The organism is Salinisphaera sp. T5B8, assembly GCF_040361255.1.
Classification (GTDB): domain Bacteria; phylum Pseudomonadota; class Gammaproteobacteria; order Nevskiales; family Salinisphaeraceae; genus Salinisphaera.
Genome location: NZ_APNG01000012.1, coordinates 114,433 through 131,568 on the forward strand (window position 1 = coordinate 114,433; position 17,136 = coordinate 131,568).

A 17,136-nucleotide genomic window follows, 5' to 3' on the forward strand; every position below is an offset into this window, starting at 1 on the left:
TGTCATCGGTGTCTCGACACCCTGAATATTCGGCTCGGCCGATCGAGCTGATTTTCGGCGCGGGTTCGCGCCTAATATCGAGCCCCGCGCCGAGTGCGGACTGCTTTCGCGTGGTTGTCAGACCAGCTGCAGACGCGACAAATCGGTGCGCGCCCGGTTCTGCCAGGCGGCGCGCAGTTCTTCGTTGGTTGTATGTCGCAGCCCCATGCGGGCCAGCCGTGTAAAGCGCTCCGACTGGGCGCTGCCAAAGGTTTCGGCGACCCGTGGATACCAGTACGCCACGCAGGCTTTGGCCAGTTGTCGGCCCTGTTCGTTGGCAACGATGCGATCGAGCCCCTCGAAGCCCAGCTCCATGTGGCGTTGCTCGCGCGGCAGCACCGCGCGCACGACCTCGGCGAACGGCGCGTATGAGCACTCGCGCAGTTCTTCGAGCTGCACCACGGTGGCCAGCCCCATGAGCACGTTCATCACCACCGCATCGGTCCAGTTTTCCAGCGGATAATGAAAGACCGACAGCCGCATGTCGCCGCCCTGGCGCGCCGGGTCGATATCGGCATCGCGGCTGGCGCGCGCCGACCAGTTGTGGGCGTTGTTGTAGAGCGCCTTGTCGGTACCGAAATCGCTCATGAGGTCGAGCACGCGTTCGGCGTGGTCGGCTTTTTCCAGCACGATGCGGCTGGCTGCGATGCGTTCCTTGATACCGGGGGCCCAGTTGATGGAATCGGCAAACCCCGCAGAGCCGGCCAGCTCGCTGTCCACAAAGGACGACATCAGCCGTAGCAGTTCGCCGCGATAGCGTGGCGGCGGGTTGTCCGGCGAGGTCAGCTTGCCGCCGCGGGCCAGATAATCCTCGATCGGCATGGTCTGATCGAACGGTTCACTCGTCATAGCTGAGTACCACCGTGTCGGTGATCGGCACGCTCTGGCAGGTCAACACATAGCCGGCCTTGACCTCATAATCCTCGAGCGCCTGGTTGTTCAGCATCTCGACTTCACCTTCCAGCACCCGCGCCCTACAGGTCGAACATACGCCGGCCTTGCAGGAATACGGGGCGTCCATGGCGTTGTCGAGCGCGGCATCCAGCACCGCGGTGCCGTCATTGGGCATTTCGATCGTACGCGTGGTGCCGTCGAGCGTAACCGAGACCTGGCAGGTCGCACCGGCGCGTTTGTCCTGACGTGAAACCGCTGGTTTCTTGGCCCGGCCCGGCTGCGACGAGGCAAATAACTCGAACTTGATTCGGTCGTCGCTCAGACCATGTTGCTTGAGCGAATCGGCGATCGTGAGCATCATCGGTTCCGGGCCACAGATGAACGCAGTATCCACCGAGCTCGCGTCGATCCAGTACTTGAAAAGCTGCTCCATCTTCTCGGCGTCGATCCGGCCCGAGAACAGATCGATGTCCTGGCCTTCGCTGGTGAGCACGTGGATGACCGAAAAGCGCCCGAGATGCAGGTTCTTGAGGTCTTCCAGCTCCTCGCGAAACATGATCGATGTCATCTGGCGGTTGGCGTAGAGCAGCGTGAACTCGGATTTGGGTTCACGCGCGAGCACGGTCTTGATGATCGACAACAGCGGCGTGATGCCCGAGCCGCCCGCAAAACCGAGATAGTGTTTCTCGGCGGTCGGTTCGAGCGGCGTATGGAACTTGCCCATCGGCGGCATCGCTTCGATGACGTCGCCGCGGCTGAGCTGTTCGTTGGCCCAGGTCGAGAACGCGCCGCCGTCGACCCGCTTGATGCCGACTTTCAGCACGCCCTCGTCGGTACCGGCACAGATCGAATAGGACCGGCGCAGTTCTTCGCCGTCGAAATCACGACGGAAGGTCAGATACTGGCCCTGGGTAAAATCGAAGGCCTCGGCGTTGTCCGCCGGCAGATTGAGCGTGACAACGACGGCGTCGCGCGTATCGCGGCGCACGTCGACAACTTCGAGAGGATGAAAGCGTGGCATGCAAAACCTTCCGTTAGGCTCTGGCGCTCAGAGGCACTTGAAATAGTCGAAGGGCTCCAGACAGTCCTTGCAGCGATACGACGCCTTGCAGGGCGTGGAACCGAACTGGCTGATCTTTTCGGTGTTCTTGGATTCGCAGCGCGGACAGGCGATCGCCGGGCCTGTCGCACCGGCCAGACGCGACGCGCGACTGGCCAGCTGACCGCTCGCGGCGGTGCCATCGACCGGCGGGGCAATACCGAATGCGCGCAGCTTGTCGCGTGCCGAATCGCTAATCCAGTCGGTCGTCCAGGCCGGCGACAGCCGTCGTTCGACGCGTAAGGCGTCGACGCCTTTCGAGCGCAGCTGTTCGACAATCATCTGGTTGATGACCAGGGTTGCCGGGCAGCCGGAGTACGTGGGCGTCACCGTGACCACCAGCGTGTCATCCCGGTAGCCCACGTCACGGACAATGCCGAGCTCGGTCACGGAGACAACCGGAATTTCCGGATCCGGCACATCGGCGAGCCATTCCCAGACTTGCTGGGTTGTCGGCCGGATGTTTAGCGCCTGCTGCTGTTTCATACCGCAACGCGCCGGCGGCTACCAGCTGGCGCCCGGATAGGCGCGCTGCAGAAACTGCATATCGGACAGGATATAGCCCAGATGCTCGGTATGTCGGCCCGTCTTGCCGCCGGTATGCACGAACGCATTATCGGGGACTTTCAAAGTCGCTTCGTCGAGCACATCCTCGACCCGGGCCAGCCAGGCCTCACGCAGCGTATCCGGCGACGGGGCGATACCCGCCTCCGCCATCGTGGCGTCAACGCCGTCGCTGACGAACATGTCGCCCGTGTACGACCACAATATGTCCAACGCCTGCTGCATACGGTCATGGCTTTCCGGGGTGCCGTCACCCAGACGCACCACCAGATCGGTGGAACGCTCAACGTGATACGAAACTTCCTTGAGCGCCTTGGCGGCGATCTCGGCGACGCGCGGGCTGGTCGATTCGGTCAACCGCTGCAGCAGTTCGTAGTGGAATGCGTCGAACAGGAACTGGCGCATGGTGGTCACGCCCATATCGCCGTTGGGTACCTCCACGAGCAGCACGTTGCGGAACTTGAACGCATCGCGCAAAAACGCCAGCTGATCGGCCGACCGCCCCTCGTTCTCGACCTCGCCCGCCAGGCCCAGCCAGAGCTGGGTATGGCCGATGAGGTCGAGTGCGGTATTGGTGAGCGCAATATCCTCTTCCAGCGCCGGACCATGACCACACCATTCGGAGAGCCGCTGGCCCAGGATCAGCGTGGTATCGCCCATGCGGCAGAGCCATTCGAAGAACGCCGGCCGGGTTTCGACGTTGGTGACGTGCGCATCGTGGACCTGCTCGGCTGCGGCGATATCAGCCAGCTTCGTGACGTCATCGGTGTTCATGTCGGACAAAGATGGCATTACATATTCCCCACTTCGTCGGGAATGTTGTAGAAGGTGGGATGCCGATAGATCTTGTCCTCGGCCGGGTCGAACATCGGCCCCTTGTCGGACGGCGTAGAGGCCGTGATCTCGGTAGAACGCGCTACCCAGATCGACACCCCTTCCTTGCGCCGGGTATAGACATCGCGGGCGTTGTTGATCGCCATCTCGGCGTCGGGCGCATGCAGGCTACCCACATGACGGTGGTTGAGCCCGTGCTGCCCACGGATGAAGATTTCCCAGAGCGGCCATTCGTTCGCCATCGTTAGCTCCCGTGTTCTGCGTTAATTTGGGACCTGTCGGCCCGACGACCGCTTAGGCGGCGACCCGGCGCTTGGCCGCTTTCTCGGCGTAGGCCGCAAGGCCGTCGCGGAACCATTCACCGCCTTCCCACGCCTTGATCCGAGCCCCTAGACGCTCGCGATTGCAGGGGCCGTTGCCCTTGAGTACGGCCTTGAACTCTTCCCAGTCGGGCTGGCTGAAGTCGTAGTTACCGGTTTCTTCGTTCCAGGCGAGATCGTCGTCGGGAATGGTCAGCCCGAGGTAATGCGCCTGCGGAACGGTCTCGTTGACGAAGCGCTGGCGCAGTTCGTCGTTGGTGTTCATCTTGATCTTCCAGGCCATGGACTGGTCGGAATGCACGCTGTCCTTGTCCGACGGCCCGAACATCATCAGCGCCGGATACCAGAACCGGTTCAACGCGTCCTGCGCCATCTCTTTCTGCGCGGGCGTGCCGGAGACCATCGACATCATGATCGAGTAGCCCTGACGCTGATGAAAACTCTCTTCCTTGCAGATCCGCACCATGGCCCGCGCATACGGCCCGAAAGAGGTCCGCTGCAGGGGGACCTGGTTCATGATCGCGGCGCCGTCCACCAGCCAGCCCACGGCACCCATATCGGCCCAGGTGAGGGTCGGATAGTTGAAGATCGATGAATACTTCATTTCACCCGAGTGCAGCTTGTTCATCAGCTCGTCGCGACTGATGCCCAGCGTCTCGGCGGCGCAATACAGATACAGACCATGGCCGGCTTCGTCCTGCACCTTGGCCAACAGGATCGCCTTGCGCTCGAGCGTCGGCGCACGCGTGACCCAGTTGCCCTCGGGGAGCTGTCCCACGATCTCGGAATGGGCATGCTGACCGATCTGGCGGATCAGCGTCTTGCGGTACGCGGCCGGCATCCAGTCCTTGGGCTCGATCTTGATGTTGTCGTCGATACGCGCTTGAAACGCGGCCTCTTCCGGCGACAGTTCGTCCGCGCCGCGAACCCGCTTACTACCGGTATCTACATTCTGTGCATACATGATTCGCACTCCTGCCGCTCGGTCGGCGATGTTGTCGTTTTACGCGCACCGGGAGCACGCGCCACCGCAAAAATCGATGCGGCGTTTTGATACAGATCAAGTTACCGCAAGTTTGTTTTTGTATCAAATAAGAATTGTGCACGCCTGAATAGCGCTGCAATGGGCCAACCGCCTGTATCAACTGGGTAAAACTCCATTAAAGACGCTGAAAAAGCTCGGCCGAAAAAAGTGGCACGGGCGTTTCTTGACGCGGATACGATGCCTGCACAGGCAATGCTGCGACGCAGCGTGATACACGCGAACAGCGTTAATTGCAGCCCTGTATCGAATTGGGAGTCAACGGCGCAGCGCGGGTAGCGCGCACGCGACCGGCGTCAGAGGCCGCCGAAACGCTCGTAGAAATAGGCGGCCGGCTCCGGCAGCGGCCCATCGGCGGTTTCCAGCACTTCGGCCAGATAGGTTTCGGCCTGTCGGAAGGTGGCCCTATACAGATTGCGACACAAAAGCCGCGCTGCCGCCCCGGGCCAGTCGCCGGGTAATACATCGTCGGGCAACTGCGGATCGCGCAGCAGCAGCCGTCGGATTTCGTGAATCAGCAGGGTGCGGATCAGAAACGCATCCTGTGGCTCGAGCCCGCCATTGCTATCGATCGCCCGCCACACTGGCCGGAAGCGATCCAGGAATTCGGCGTATTGAACGCCCAGGGCTTCAAGATTCCAGCATTCACGCACCAGCCGGTTGAGCGGTGCGGACGTGGGCAGCCCCTCGTTGCGTGCCCGCATGAGCACCACGCGGCGTTGTACGTCGAGATCCTGAAGCACGGAGGTGAGTGCGGCACGCGGGGGCAATGGATGGGCGAGCATGTCGCTGGAAAACGCGCCGAAGCCCAGCGTGGATAATTCCTTGCGTAGCGTTTCGCGCTTGCGCTGGGGTACCTGGGCCATGAGCACGAGCGTCCACTCGCCATCCCAGGACACACGCGGTTCGCTGTAGACGCGTTCGTAGGCCCGTTCGAAGCTGCGCCAGCCGCTGCGGGTGAGGCTGTAATAGCTGCGGCGGCCGATCTGTTCGGAACTCAGCCAGCCCTCCTTGGACAAGCGATACACCGAGGTACGCACCAGGCGCTCATTCAACCCCAGCGGCTCGAGCAAGCGGATCAGACTGCCCAGCCACACGGTCCCGCCGCGCGGCGCGATGGCATCGCCATAAACCGAGATGATCAGCGACGTGGCCCGCAACGAGCGGCGGCCGCTGAATTGCTCGATCAACGTATCGACAGGCCGGGATCGCGCCAATGACTTCTCCGAATGAACGTCGTATGAGGACGTGCCCGCAGGCACGAAACAAACCGACAAAAAAATGCCCGCGGCACAGCGCGGGCACCTATCATCGCGATTCTAGGGCATGCGAGTCGTACAGTCGCCCCGTACGACTCGCCGTGCCGCTCGGCGCCGATCAGTCGATCAGCGTCCAGGTGCCGTCGTGAATCTCGAGCATCCGGAATGCCGACAGATCCAGCCCCATATGATCGTCCGGGCTCATATTGAACACACCGCCCACGCCGACGAAGCCCTCGGTGGCTTCGATCTCGTCGCGAATCGCAGCACGATCAGCACTGCCGGCCGCCTTGATGGCGTTAACGGCAATCATCAGCCCGTCATAGGCATGACCGCCGAACTGGGAGATGGATTCGTTGAACGTGTCTTCGTATTCCTGCTTGTAGGCCAGTGCAACCTTCTTCTGCGGGTCGTCGTCGTCCAGCTTCGAGGCGACCAGCAACGCACCGGCGGGCAGGCGTACGCCTTCAGCCGCATCGCCGGCCAGCTCGATGTATTTCTCCGAAGCCACGCCGTGGGACTGATAGAACGGCAGGTCGAGGCCGAGCTGCTTGTAGTTGCGGGTCACGATCGCCGGGCCCTGGCCGAAGCCGAAGTTGAGCACCGCCTGCACGCCCTGGGTGTTGGCGATATTGGTCAGCTGGGCGGTCATGTCGGTGTCGCTGTTGTTGTAGGTTTCATCCGCCACGATCTCGATATCGAATTCGGGCGCGGCTTCCAGCGTCTGCGTGCGTCCCGACTGGCCAAAGCCGCCCGAGCCCGAGATCAGGCCGATCTTGGTGAAACCGCGTTCCTTCATGTCCTTGAGGATCTTGCGCGCGGCCATGCGATCGGTATGCGGCGTCTTGAACACCCATTTCTTGACCGGATCGATGATCTGGATTCCGCCGGCCAGCGAGATCAGCGCCACGCCCGAACGCTCGACCAGCGGCACCGCGGCCATGGTCGTGCCGGTGGTACTGCCGCCGACGATCACATCGACCTGGTCGGAATTGATCAGGCGCTTGACGAAAGTGCGCGCCTTGCCGGCATTACCGGAGGTGTCGTAATGCACCAGTTCCAGCGGGCGCCCGAGCACGCCGCCCTCGTCGTTGATCTTGTCGACCCAGTGTTCGAGCGTCTTGAGTTCCGGATCGCCCAGAAAGGACGCCGGCCCGGTGACCGATAGAAAAGTGCCGATCTTGATCGGCTTGCCGTCGGGGGCCGCGAACGCGGTCGTGCCGATAGATGCCAGTGCGAGCAGCAGCGCTGACCCGAGTGTCTTGATTCGCATAACGTCTCCTTGGTTTCTCCCACCGTGTGCCCGTCGACCGTGGCCGACGCGTTGTTGTCATTCGTTGTGTGTTTCGCCTGCCTGTGGCGTATCGCGGATGCCCAGATAGGCGCGTTTCACCTCGGGGTGATCGGCCAGTTCCTGGCCGCTGCCGCTGACCGTGATTTCACCGGTTTCCAGCACGAAACCGCGGTCGGCGATCGCCAGCGCGCCGGCCGCGTTCTGTTCGACCAGCAGGATGGTGATGCCGTCTTTATTGAGATTGCGCACGATCTCGAAGATCTCTTCGATGAGCAGCGGCGCCAGCCCCATGCTCGGCTCGTCGAGCAGCAACAGTCGGGGCCGTGCCATGAGCGCACGCCCGATCGCCAGCATCTGTTGCTGGCCGCCCGAGAGCATGCCGGCGGCCTGACGGCGTTTTTCCGCCAGAATCGGAAACAGCTCGTAGACCCAGTCGATATCGCGATTCACCGCCGCGCCGCGCCCGCGCACATAGGCGCCCAGGGCCAGGTTGTCGGCGACCGACATGGGCCCGAAGACCTGACGTCCCTCGGGCACCTGGGTAATGCCGCGGGCGACGCGCTTCTGCGCCTTGAGCCGGCCGATATCGGCGCCGTCGAAATGAATCTCGCCCTGGCTGTGCGGCTGAATACCGGAGAGCGTGTTCAACAAGGTGGTCTTGCCGGCACCATTGGCGCCCACCAGGGCGACCAGCTCGCCCTCGCGCACGTCGAGATCAATATCGCGCAGCGCCGTGACCGCGCCGTAACGGGTATGCAGGCCGCGAATATGCAGTAGCGGTTGGCCGTGACTCATGCGCCCCCCAGATAAGCAGCAATGACTTCGGGGTCGTTCTGGACTTGCTGGGGGGTACCCTGGGCCAGCTTGCGACCATAGTTGAGCACCAGCACGTCGTCGGAGACATCCATGACCAGCTTCATGTCGTGCTCGACCAGCACCACGGTGACCCCGCTCGCGGCCACCTCGCGTATGAGCTCGCCGATGGCATGGGTTTCGTTGGCGTTGAGCCCGGCGGCCGGCTCGTCGAGAAACAGCAGCTCGGGCTCGGCCGCCAATGCCCGCGCGATTTCCAGGCGCTTGAGCGCGCCGTAGGACATCTCGACCGGATGGGCGTCGAGCTGATTCGCCAGCCCGGTGAACCGCATCAGTTCGACCGCGCGTTCACGACAGTCCCGATCGCCTGCACGCACCGACTTCAGACGCAGCAGCGCAGACACGAAACCGCGATTGAGCCGCAAATGCCGACCCACCATCACGTTTTCGATCGCGGTCATGTTCATGCAGATCTGCAGGTTCTGAAACGTACGCCCGAGCCCGCGCTTTGCGAGCTCGTAGGGCGCCAACCCGCGCGTGTCGCGTTCGGCGAGCAGAATGTGGCCGTCCGTGGGCGTATAGATGCCGGTCAGCAGGTTGATCAGCGTCGTCTTGCCGGCGCCGTTGGGGCCGATGATGGAATGGACATCGCCGCGGGCCACCGTAAACGACAGATCGGCCACCGCATCGACGCCGCCGAAGGACTTGGTCAGCGCCCGGCATTCGAGGATCGCGCTCATCGCCGACCTCCCGGCACCAGCCGCGCCAGCGTGGGAACCAGCCCGGTGGGCATGAAGATGACCACGACCATGAGGATCGCGCCCAGGATCATGACTTCGAGATCGTCCACCCCGGTCAGAAACTGGGGCAGCAATGTCAGAATGAGTGCGCCCACGAGCGCGCCGTAGGTCGAGGCCATGCCGCCCAGCACGACCATGGTCACGAACTCGATCGAGTAGATGAAATTGGCCAGATCCGGCGTCACGAAACCCGAATAATGGGCGGTGAGCACGCCGGCGAGTGCGGCCAGCACAGCCGAAACCACGAAGATCATCACCTTGTAGCCCAGCGTATGCACGCCCACCACCTCGGCGGCGACTTCCGAGCCGTGGACCGCACGCAGCGCCCGGCCCACCGGCGAATCGATGAGGTTGAGCGCAAGCCATACGGTGAGTACCAGCAGGACCGCGATCAGCGCATACCAGTAGCGTTCGTCGTAGAGGTCGGTGCCACCAATCGACAGCGGCGGCGCCATCATGCCGTCCGGCCCGCCGGTGATCCCGGCTTCGGTACGCAGCACGATGGAAATGAGAATACCCAGGCCCAGCGTGGCCATGGCCAGATAATGGCCGGACAGACGCAGAATCGGACGCGCGACTACGAAAGCCAGCACCGCGACAACGACGAGTGCGGCCGGCATGGACAGATAGACCGGCCAGCCGTAGTTCGCACTCAGTACCGCGGTGACATAGGCGCCCAGGCCAAAGAAGCCGGCATGGCCGAGACTGATCTGGCCGGCATAGCCCATCAGCAGATTCAGGCCGACCGCGACCATCGCATTGATGAGTACATGAATGGCCACATCGTACTGATAGGGGTTGGAGAACAGCAGCGGCGCAGCAGCCAATACCAGCGCCAGGCCGATCAGCCCCGGGCGCGGAATACGTTTGAGCATGCCCATCAGACCCGCTCCGTCGCACGCGAGCCGAACAGACCGCTGGGCAACAGAAACAGCACCAGCAGCACGATCACGAACGGCACAGCGTCCTTGTATTCGGACGAAATATAGCCGGCCGTGAATGCTTCCATGATACCCAGCAACAGGCCGCCGACCACAGCACCCAGCGGGCTGCCCAGCCCGCCCAGCACCGCGGCCACGAAGCCTTTCAGCCCCAGCATCACGCCGATATCGTAGGCGGTGAGCGTGATCGGCGCAGCCACCGCACCGGCCACCGCGCCCAGCGCGCCCGCCAGTGCGAACGACAGCATCAGAATGAAACGCGGGTTGATCCCCACCAGCCGTGCCGCATTGGGATTGTGCGAAACCGCCAGCATCGCCTTGCCGGTGAGCGTGCGTTTGAAAAACCACGCCAGGGCACAGACCACGACCGCGCCGATGGCCAGCACCCACAGGCTCTGCGGCAGTATCGTCGCACCACCGATATTGATGGGCGTATTGCCGGTGAACGCCGGCAGCGCATGAATCGACTTGCCCCAGAAGAACTGAGCGCCGCCGCGTAGAAACAGCGACGCGCCGATCGTGATGATGATCAGAGGCACGATATCGTTGGTCGCGGCCCGTTCGATCGCGAGCTTTTCGATGAGTATCGCGGCCAGTACGGCCAGCCCGATCGCGCAGACGATCGCCAGCGGCATGGGCAGCCCGTACTGCATGAGCATGACCGAGCCCAACCCGCCGATCATCAGGAACTCGCCCTGGGCGAAGTTGATGATATGGCTGGCGTTATAAATGATCGTAAAACCCAGGGCGACGAGCGCATAGGTCGAGCCCGCGGTCAGCCCCGAGAACAGATACTGCATGAACTCAGCGAACACGGCGCACCTGCTGTCGGCGCGCATGGCCGCGCGTATCGAATACAGGGGCGGCGTTCACGAGTTCTGTGCAGGCGCCGCAAAGCGCAGGTGCACGCCCCGGGCATCCGGTCGTTTTCACTGGTTTTCTCCTCTTCCTCTCGCACCGGCTGGGCCGGCTTTGACCCGCCTTGTCATCGCGCGGGCTCTAATCGTTATCGCGGGGCATCGCACATTGCGCCCCATGGCGCCGGCCCGGCTTTTCTCTGCCGTTTCGAATACTGCCGCCGCATCTCTTTAAAGCGATACTACATCAAATACTATATTCCGAAACAAGTATCACATTTATAAAAACTAGACGCATGCTACACACAATGGCAGCGGTTAAATCTTTATTTATTACTATAAATCATGCAGTTGAATTACTTTTGACATTGATCAATTCCATTGATTTCAATTCTTTGCATCGCTTCAAACGTGCGCGCATGTATCAGTTGAGTGTTCTCGCCTGCCCCATACCGAGCGAAAGGGCAACGACGTGCCGCCCTCCTCCGATTCACCTTTTCTGCCAGGCCACTACGGTCTGAACCATGCCGTATCGACCCCTCGATCCAGGCCGAACTCGCTTGACACCTGCCCTATTACTTAACATGCTAAACAAAATAAGTCGAACCCTGATTCAGGTGTCCGGGGTCGGTGCCGCCAGCCTGCCTTACACGGCGGTCTGGCGATCCGATCCATAACAGGCCTGGCCCGTAGCGCACGGGATCCGGGATCGCGAGAACAAACAAAGCGACAACAAGCACCGGACGCGGGCGGCCGCGAACGGCATGGCGACGAGGAGAGTCCCGATGAGCGAAAAGACCCTGACGTCTTCCGGTTTCTATGTATCCGCCGAGGCGTTCGTGCCCACCGACAACCCGGTGCCCACGCCCAGCGCCCCGCCGCCGGATATCCTGCGCTGTGCCTATATGGAGATCGTGGTTTCGGATCTGGCGGCCTCGCGCGCCTTCTATGTCGACGTGCTCAATCTGGTGGTCACCACCGAAAGCGACGACGCCATCTATTTGCGTACCACCGAGGAATTCATCCATCACAACGTGGTGCTGCGCGCCGGGCTGGTGCCGGCGGTGGCGGTGTTTGCCTATCGCGTGCGCTCGCCGGCCGAACTCGACAAGGCGGTCGCCTTCTATACCGAGCTGGGCTGTCGCGTCGAACGGCGCAAGGAAGGCTTTGTTCAGGGCGTGGGCGATTCGGTCCGCGTCGAGGACCCGCTGGGCTTTCCCTGCGAATTCTTCTACGACGTGGAACACGTCGAACGCCTGGCCTGGCGCTACGACCTGCACAACGCCGGCGCGCTGGTGCGGCTCGACCACTTCAATCAGGTCACCCCCGACGTGCCGCGGGCAACCCGTTTCATGCAGGACCTGGGTTTTCGTGTCACCGAAGACATTCAGGACGAAAACCAGACCGTTTACGCGGCCTGGATGCGGCGCAAATCCACCGTGCACGATACCGCCATGACCGGCGGCGAAGGCCCGCGCATGCACCACATCGCCTTCGCGACCCACGAAAAACACAACATTCTGTATATCTGCGACAAGCTCGGCGCGCTGCGCCTGTCCGACTGTATCGAGCGTGGGCCCGGCCGTCATGGCGTATCCAACGCCTTCTATCTCTACCTGCGTGACCCGGACGGGCATCGCATCGAGATCTATACCCAGGACTATTACACCGGCGACCCCGACAACCCGGTCGTCACCTGGGACGTACATGACAACCAGCGCCGCGACTGGTGGGGCCATGCCGTGGTGCCCTCCTGGTATACCGAGGCCTCACGCGTGCTCGATCTCGACGGCAATGCGCAGCCGGTCGTCGCCCGCAGCGACGACTCGGAAATGGCGGTCACCATCGGTGCGGACGGCTTTTCCTATACCCGTCGAAACGAGCGCGACGACGACAGCGAATACAAACTCGGCCACCAGTTGTAGCCGCGCTACGGGCAGCAGCTTCACGCCAGGCCACGGGCGACGAAGTAGGCCGCCACGAGCGGCTTGATGCACAATAAAAAGACGCTCGATGCCCCGGCCCTTACCGAACCCGCGTGCGGCGTGCGCTGGCCGCAACTCAGCGCGCGCCCGCCTGGCGCCACGGTTCGTCGCCGGTGTATCCAACCCAACGTCTTCGAGAAGCCGGCCCGATGAGCCAGACAAGCAACCCTGCACGACAACGCCATTACAAACGCCATCCGCTGGAGACCCGGCATGCCCTGCCGATGACCCTGCTGCGCGCACGCGAGTCGGTGATGGCGCGGTTTCGGCCCATGCTCAACGCGCACGGCATTTCCGAACAGCAATGGCGGGTCATGCGCGTGCTCGCCGAGGAAGGCGTGCTCGACGCAACCGAGATTTCCGGGCGGGCCTGTATCTTCGCCTCCAGCCTGTCGCGCATCATCAAGACGCTGGAAAAACAGGGCGCGCTGGTACGCGAACGCTGTGCCGACGATGCCCGCCGGGTACAGCTACGCCTGACCGATCAGGGCTATCGAACGGTGGCCGAGATCACGCCCGAGAGCGTGGCAATCTACCGCGAGCTCGAAGAAAAATTCGGCCGCGAGCGCGTGGCCACGCTCATCGACATGCTCAACGAACTCGTCGATATGGAATAAAACCCGGTCGCGCGATCGGCACCTTGGCACGGTTGACGCCTGCGGTTTTATTTAACATGATAAATAAAACAACAAGACAAGAGGAGAACCCCACATGCCGCATCTGTGCATGGAGTATTCGGCCAATCTGGCCGAGCAGGTAGACCTGAACGGCCTGTGCAGCCGGCTCAACGCCACCCTGCTGGATACCGGGTTTTTCGAGCCCGGCGCCATTCGCGTACGCACCCTGCGCTGCGACCACTACGCCGTGGCCGACGAACTACCCGAAAACGCGTTCCTCGATGCCTCGCTTCGTATTGGCGAAGGCCGTAGCGAAAACGATCGCAAGCAGATCGGCGAAGCGCTGTTCGCCTGTCTTCAGAGCGAGCTGGCCACGCTGTTCGAGGCCCCGCACTTCTGTCTATCGCTCGAGATTCGCGAAATTTCGCGCGAACTGAGCTGGAAGAAGAACGCCATTCACCCGCGCCTGCGCGGCCAGTCCTAGCCCGGAGCTGTCATGGCCTCATTCCAAGACAATCTCGATAAAGCCCAATCCTATCTCGCGCGTTTTCGTGACCACGGCGTGCTCAACCAGATCGACGGCCAGGCCGTGCCCGCTGCAAGCGGCAAGACCTTCGAAACGATTTCGCCGGTCGATCAAGCCAAACTCGCCGATGTCGCCCATGGCGGCGCCGAGGATATCGACCGCGCCGCCCAGGCCGCTAAGGCTGCGTTCGGCGCATGGCGGGATATGGACGGCGCCGAGCGCAAGAAAATTCTGCACAAGGTGGCCGATGCCATCGAAGCCCGGGCCGAGGAAATCGCCCTGGTGGAATGCATGGATACCGGCCAGGCATTTCGCTTCATGTCCAAAGCGGCCCTGCGCGGCGCGGCGAACTTTCGCTTTTTTGCCGACCGCGCACCCGGCGCACGCGACGGCCAGTCGCTGAAAGCCCCGGGCCAGATCAATATCACCACGCGTACACCGATCGGCCCGGTGGGCCTGATCACGCCGTGGAATACACCGTTCATGCTCTCGACCTGGAAGATCGCCCCGGCACTGGCTGCCGGCTGCACCATCGTGCACAAACCGGCCGAGTTCTCACCGCTGACCGCGCGCCTGCTGGTGGAAATCGCCGAAGAAGCAGGCCTGCCGAAAGGCGTATGGAATACGGTCAACGGGTTCGGCGAAGACGCCGGCAAGGCGCTGACCGAACACCCGGCGATCAAGGCGATCGGCTTCGTGGGCGAAAGCCGGACCGGACAGATGATCCTCGGCCAGGGCGCGGCCACGCTCAAACGCGTGCACTTCGAGCTGGGCGGCAAAAACCCGGTGGTGGTGTTTGCCGATGCCGATCTGGATCGCGCGGCCGATGCCGCACTGTTCATGATCTATTCGCTCAACGGCGAACGTTGCACCTCGTCGAGCCGCGTGCTCGTCGAGCAGTCGATCCACGACGCATTCGTGGCCAAGCTCGCCGAGCGCGCCGCGAACATCAAGGTGGGCCATCCGCTGGACCCGGCGACCGTGATCGGCCCGCTGATCCACCCCTCGCACGAAGAAAAGGTACGGTCGTATTTCGAGATTGCGCAGGAAGAAGGCGCGACCATTGCCACCGGCGGCGAAAAAGCCACCGACGGCGATCTGGCCGCCGGCTGCTACGTGAAACCGACGCTGTTCACCAACGCTCGCGGTTCCATGCGCATTGCCCAGGAAGAGATCTTCGGCCCGGTATTGACCGCGATTCCGTTTGCCGACGAAGCCGAAGCACTCGAACTGGCCAACGGTGTCGACTACGGCCTGGCCGGCTATGTCTGGACCCGCGACATGACCCGTGCCCTGCGCTTCACCGAGCAGATGGACGCCGGCATGATCTGGGTGAACTCGCAGAACGTGCGCCATTTGCCGGCCCCGTTCGGCGGCATGAAGGACTCGGGCATCGGCCGCGACGGCGGCGATTATTCCTTCGATTTCTATATGGAAACCAAGAACATCGCCCTGGCGACCGACGACCGGCCCATCCCCCGTTTGGATACGCCCTAGACCGGTTCGCACTCGATGGACGGCCGCCGCGAAGCCGCCGGCCGCGTTGCCCCCTCATCCCGATGGAAGATCTCATGACCGACGTACAACGCCCCCGGATTTCGAGTTTCGTTCGTCACGGCCAGCGCAGCTATGGCGCGGTCGTCGATGGCGGCATCGTCGATCTGGGCGCACGCCATGGCACGCGCTGGCCCACGCTCGATGCCGTGCTCGCCGACGGCGCCCTGGACGAACTGGCAGAGTCGGCGACCGGTGAAAGCCCCGATTTCGGCCTCGACGAGGTCGTTTTCGATATCCCGATCGCCCGCCCCGGCAAGATCATCTGCGTGGGTGTGAACTACCCCGACCGCAACGCCGAGTACAAGGACGGCCAGGACCTACCGCCCTATCCGTCGATCTTCATTCGTTTTCCGGAAAGCTTCGTCGGCCACGACCAGGCGATCGTGCGTCCGCCGGAATCCGAAAAGCTCGACTACGAGGGCGAGCTGGTACTGGTCATCGGCCGCGAAGGCCGGCGTATCCCCGAAGACGCCGCACTCGATCATGTCGCCGCGATCACCCTGGCCAACGAGGGCACGATTCGCGACTGGGTGCGCCATGCCAAATTCAACGTCACGCAAGGCAAGAATTTCGATCGCACCGGCGCAATCGGGCCGTGGCTGGTGCCGTTCGAGCACGAACGCCAGATTGCGGATATCGAATTGACCACGCGCGTGAATGGCGAGGTGCGCCAGCACGATCGCACCGCGCGCATGATGTTCGGCTTCAAATACCTGATTTCCTATATCTCGACCTTCACCACGCTCAAGCCGGGCGACGTGATCATCACCGGCACGCCCACCGGCGCGGGCGCCCGCCTGGATCCGCCGGTCTGGCTCAAGCCCGGTGATGTGGTGGAAGTCGAAGCCGAGGGCGTGGGCATCCTCTCCAACCGCGTGGAAGACGAGCTATGACCCTCGATACCTCGCAGATCGAAGCCGCCGCCCAGGCGCTGCTCGCCGCCGAGGCCGAGCGGCGCCAGATCGGCCTGTTGTCGATCGCGCATCCGGCCATGACGCTCGACGACGCCTATGCGATCCAGGCTGCGCAGATGCAGCCCAAGCGAGATGCCGGCCGGCGGATTCTGGGCTGGAAGATCGGGCTGACCTCGAAGGTCATGCAGGACGCCCTCGGTATCGACACGCCCGACAGCGGTGTGCTCTACGACGACATGCTGTTCGAAAGCGGCGCGCGCGTGCCAAACACCCGCTATATCGAACCGCGTGTGGAAGCCGAGATCGCCTTCGTGCTCAAGGCCCCGCTGGAAGGCGAGGTCAGCCGTGCCGACGTGCTGGCCGCGACCGATTATGTGGTGCCGGCGCTCGAAATTCTGGATACCCGGATTCTGCGTGCCGACCCGGAAAGCGGCCAGCGCCGCCGTATCGTGGATACGGTGGCGGACAACGCCGCGAATGCCGGCATCGTGCTCGGCGAGGCACGGCACGCGCCGGATGCCTTCGATCTGCGCTGGGTGGGCGCGATCGTCAAGCACAACGACGAAACCGTGGCCACGGGCCTGGGCGCCGGCGTACTCGACGATCCGGTCACCGGTCTAGTCTGGCTCGCGCGCCGTATGCATACCTACGGCCAGCGCATGAACGCCGGCGACGTCGTGCTCTCCGGCTCTTTCATCAGCCCCATCGAATGCCCGAGCGGCACCCGTATCGATGCCGATTTCGGCCGCTTCGGGCGTGTAGGTATCGACTTCGCCTAGGT

Annotated in this window: 18 protein-coding genes; 6 read left to right on the top strand and 12 right to left on the bottom strand. The window is 62.7% G+C overall.

The window, feature by feature from the left end; all coding sequences use genetic code 11:
* Positions 1 to 117: 117 nt before the first annotated feature.
* The 12 genes from T5B8_RS12240 to T5B8_RS12295 form a co-directional block, all read right to left on the bottom strand.
* On the bottom strand, positions 118 to 888 hold the full coding sequence (locus T5B8_RS12240) for a Phenylacetic acid catabolic protein (protein WP_353179121.1): 771 nt from the start codon (positions 886 to 888) through the stop codon (positions 118 to 120).
* Positions 878 to 1,954 carry a 1,2-phenylacetyl-CoA epoxidase subunit PaaE gene (paaE, locus tag T5B8_RS12245; RefSeq protein ID WP_353179123.1) on the bottom strand — a complete coding sequence of 359 codons (1,077 nt, stop codon included), beginning with the start codon at positions 1,952 to 1,954 and terminating at the stop codon, positions 878 to 880. The genes T5B8_RS12240 and paaE overlap by 11 nt, the downstream gene beginning before the upstream one ends.
* A 27-nt stretch (positions 1,955 to 1,981) precedes the next feature.
* Positions 1,982 to 2,518 carry a 1,2-phenylacetyl-CoA epoxidase subunit PaaD gene (gene paaD / locus T5B8_RS12250; RefSeq protein ID WP_353179125.1) on the bottom strand — a complete coding sequence of 179 codons (537 nt, stop codon included), beginning with the start codon at positions 2,516 to 2,518 and terminating at the stop codon, positions 1,982 to 1,984.
* Between the two features lie 18 nt (positions 2,519 to 2,536).
* A complete protein-coding gene (gene paaC, locus T5B8_RS12255) occupies positions 2,537 to 3,388 on the bottom strand; it encodes a 1,2-phenylacetyl-CoA epoxidase subunit PaaC (protein WP_353179127.1) in 852 nt (283 codons plus the stop codon).
* Entirely contained in the window at positions 3,388 to 3,672 is a 285-nt protein-coding gene (gene paaB / locus T5B8_RS12260; protein ID WP_006913747.1) for a 1,2-phenylacetyl-CoA epoxidase subunit PaaB, read from the bottom strand. The genes paaC and paaB overlap by 1 nt, the downstream gene beginning before the upstream one ends.
* A gap of 52 nt (positions 3,673 to 3,724) precedes the next feature.
* A complete protein-coding gene (gene paaA / locus T5B8_RS12265; RefSeq protein WP_353179129.1) occupies positions 3,725 to 4,714 on the bottom strand; it encodes a 1,2-phenylacetyl-CoA epoxidase subunit PaaA in 990 nt (329 codons plus the stop codon).
* Positions 4,715 to 5,088: 374 nt separating this feature from the next.
* Positions 5,089 to 6,009, bottom strand: a complete 921-nt coding sequence (gene paaX / locus T5B8_RS12270) for a phenylacetic acid degradation operon negative regulatory protein PaaX (protein ID WP_353179131.1) — start codon at positions 6,007 to 6,009, stop codon at positions 5,089 to 5,091.
* A 160-nt stretch (positions 6,010 to 6,169) separates the two neighbouring features.
* The gene (locus T5B8_RS12275) at positions 6,170 to 7,324 is read right to left on the bottom strand and encodes an ABC transporter substrate-binding protein (protein WP_353179133.1); all 1,155 of its coding nucleotides are present in this window, start codon (positions 7,322 to 7,324) and stop codon (positions 6,170 to 6,172) included.
* 57 nt (positions 7,325 to 7,381) lie between these two features.
* A complete protein-coding gene (locus T5B8_RS12280) occupies positions 7,382 to 8,140 on the bottom strand; it encodes an ABC transporter ATP-binding protein (RefSeq protein WP_353179135.1) in 759 nt (252 codons plus the stop codon).
* Positions 8,137 to 8,898: an ABC transporter ATP-binding protein gene (locus T5B8_RS12285; RefSeq protein WP_353179137.1), complete on the bottom strand. Its 762-nt coding sequence runs from the start codon at positions 8,896 to 8,898 to the stop codon at positions 8,137 to 8,139. Before T5B8_RS12285 ends, T5B8_RS12280 begins: the two co-directional genes overlap by 4 nt.
* A complete protein-coding gene (locus T5B8_RS12290; protein ID WP_353179138.1) occupies positions 8,895 to 9,839 on the bottom strand; it encodes a branched-chain amino acid ABC transporter permease in 945 nt (314 codons plus the stop codon). Before T5B8_RS12290 ends, T5B8_RS12285 begins: the two co-directional genes overlap by 4 nt.
* Complete coding sequence (locus T5B8_RS12295) at positions 9,839 to 10,714, bottom strand: branched-chain amino acid ABC transporter permease (RefSeq protein WP_353179140.1); 876 nt, start codon at positions 10,712 to 10,714, stop codon at positions 9,839 to 9,841. Before T5B8_RS12295 ends, T5B8_RS12290 begins: the two co-directional genes overlap by 1 nt.
* 827 nt (positions 10,715 to 11,541) lie before the next feature.
* Between T5B8_RS12295 and hpaD the strand changes: the two genes are divergently transcribed.
* The 6 genes from hpaD to T5B8_RS12325 all read left to right on the top strand — a co-directional run bounded on the left by hpaD (position 11,542) and on the right by T5B8_RS12325 (position 17,134).
* Positions 11,542 to 12,681 carry a 3,4-dihydroxyphenylacetate 2,3-dioxygenase gene (gene hpaD, locus T5B8_RS12300; protein ID WP_353179142.1) on the top strand — a complete coding sequence of 380 codons (1,140 nt, stop codon included), beginning with the start codon at positions 11,542 to 11,544 and terminating at the stop codon, positions 12,679 to 12,681.
* Positions 12,682 to 12,890: 209 nt separating this feature from the next.
* A complete protein-coding gene (gene hpaR / locus T5B8_RS12305; protein WP_353179144.1) occupies positions 12,891 to 13,358 on the top strand; it encodes a homoprotocatechuate degradation operon regulator HpaR in 468 nt (155 codons plus the stop codon).
* A 94-nt stretch (positions 13,359 to 13,452) separates the two neighbouring features.
* Positions 13,453 to 13,842, top strand: coding sequence for a 5-carboxymethyl-2-hydroxymuconate Delta-isomerase (locus tag T5B8_RS12310; RefSeq protein WP_353179145.1), 390 nt, complete (start codon positions 13,453 to 13,455; stop codon positions 13,840 to 13,842).
* Positions 13,843 to 13,854: 12 nt separating this feature from the next.
* The gene (gene hpaE, locus T5B8_RS12315) at positions 13,855 to 15,381 is read left to right on the top strand and encodes a 5-carboxymethyl-2-hydroxymuconate semialdehyde dehydrogenase (protein ID WP_353179147.1); all 1,527 of its coding nucleotides are present in this window, start codon (positions 13,855 to 13,857) and stop codon (positions 15,379 to 15,381) included.
* Between the two features lie 74 nt (positions 15,382 to 15,455).
* Positions 15,456 to 16,334 carry a fumarylacetoacetate hydrolase family protein gene (locus T5B8_RS12320; protein ID WP_353179148.1) on the top strand — a complete coding sequence of 293 codons (879 nt, stop codon included), beginning with the start codon at positions 15,456 to 15,458 and terminating at the stop codon, positions 16,332 to 16,334.
* The gene (locus T5B8_RS12325; protein ID WP_353179149.1) at positions 16,331 to 17,134 is read left to right on the top strand and encodes an FAA hydrolase family protein; all 804 of its coding nucleotides are present in this window, start codon (positions 16,331 to 16,333) and stop codon (positions 17,132 to 17,134) included. The genes T5B8_RS12320 and T5B8_RS12325 overlap by 4 nt, the downstream gene beginning before the upstream one ends.
* Positions 17,135 to 17,136 lie beyond the last annotated feature (2 nt).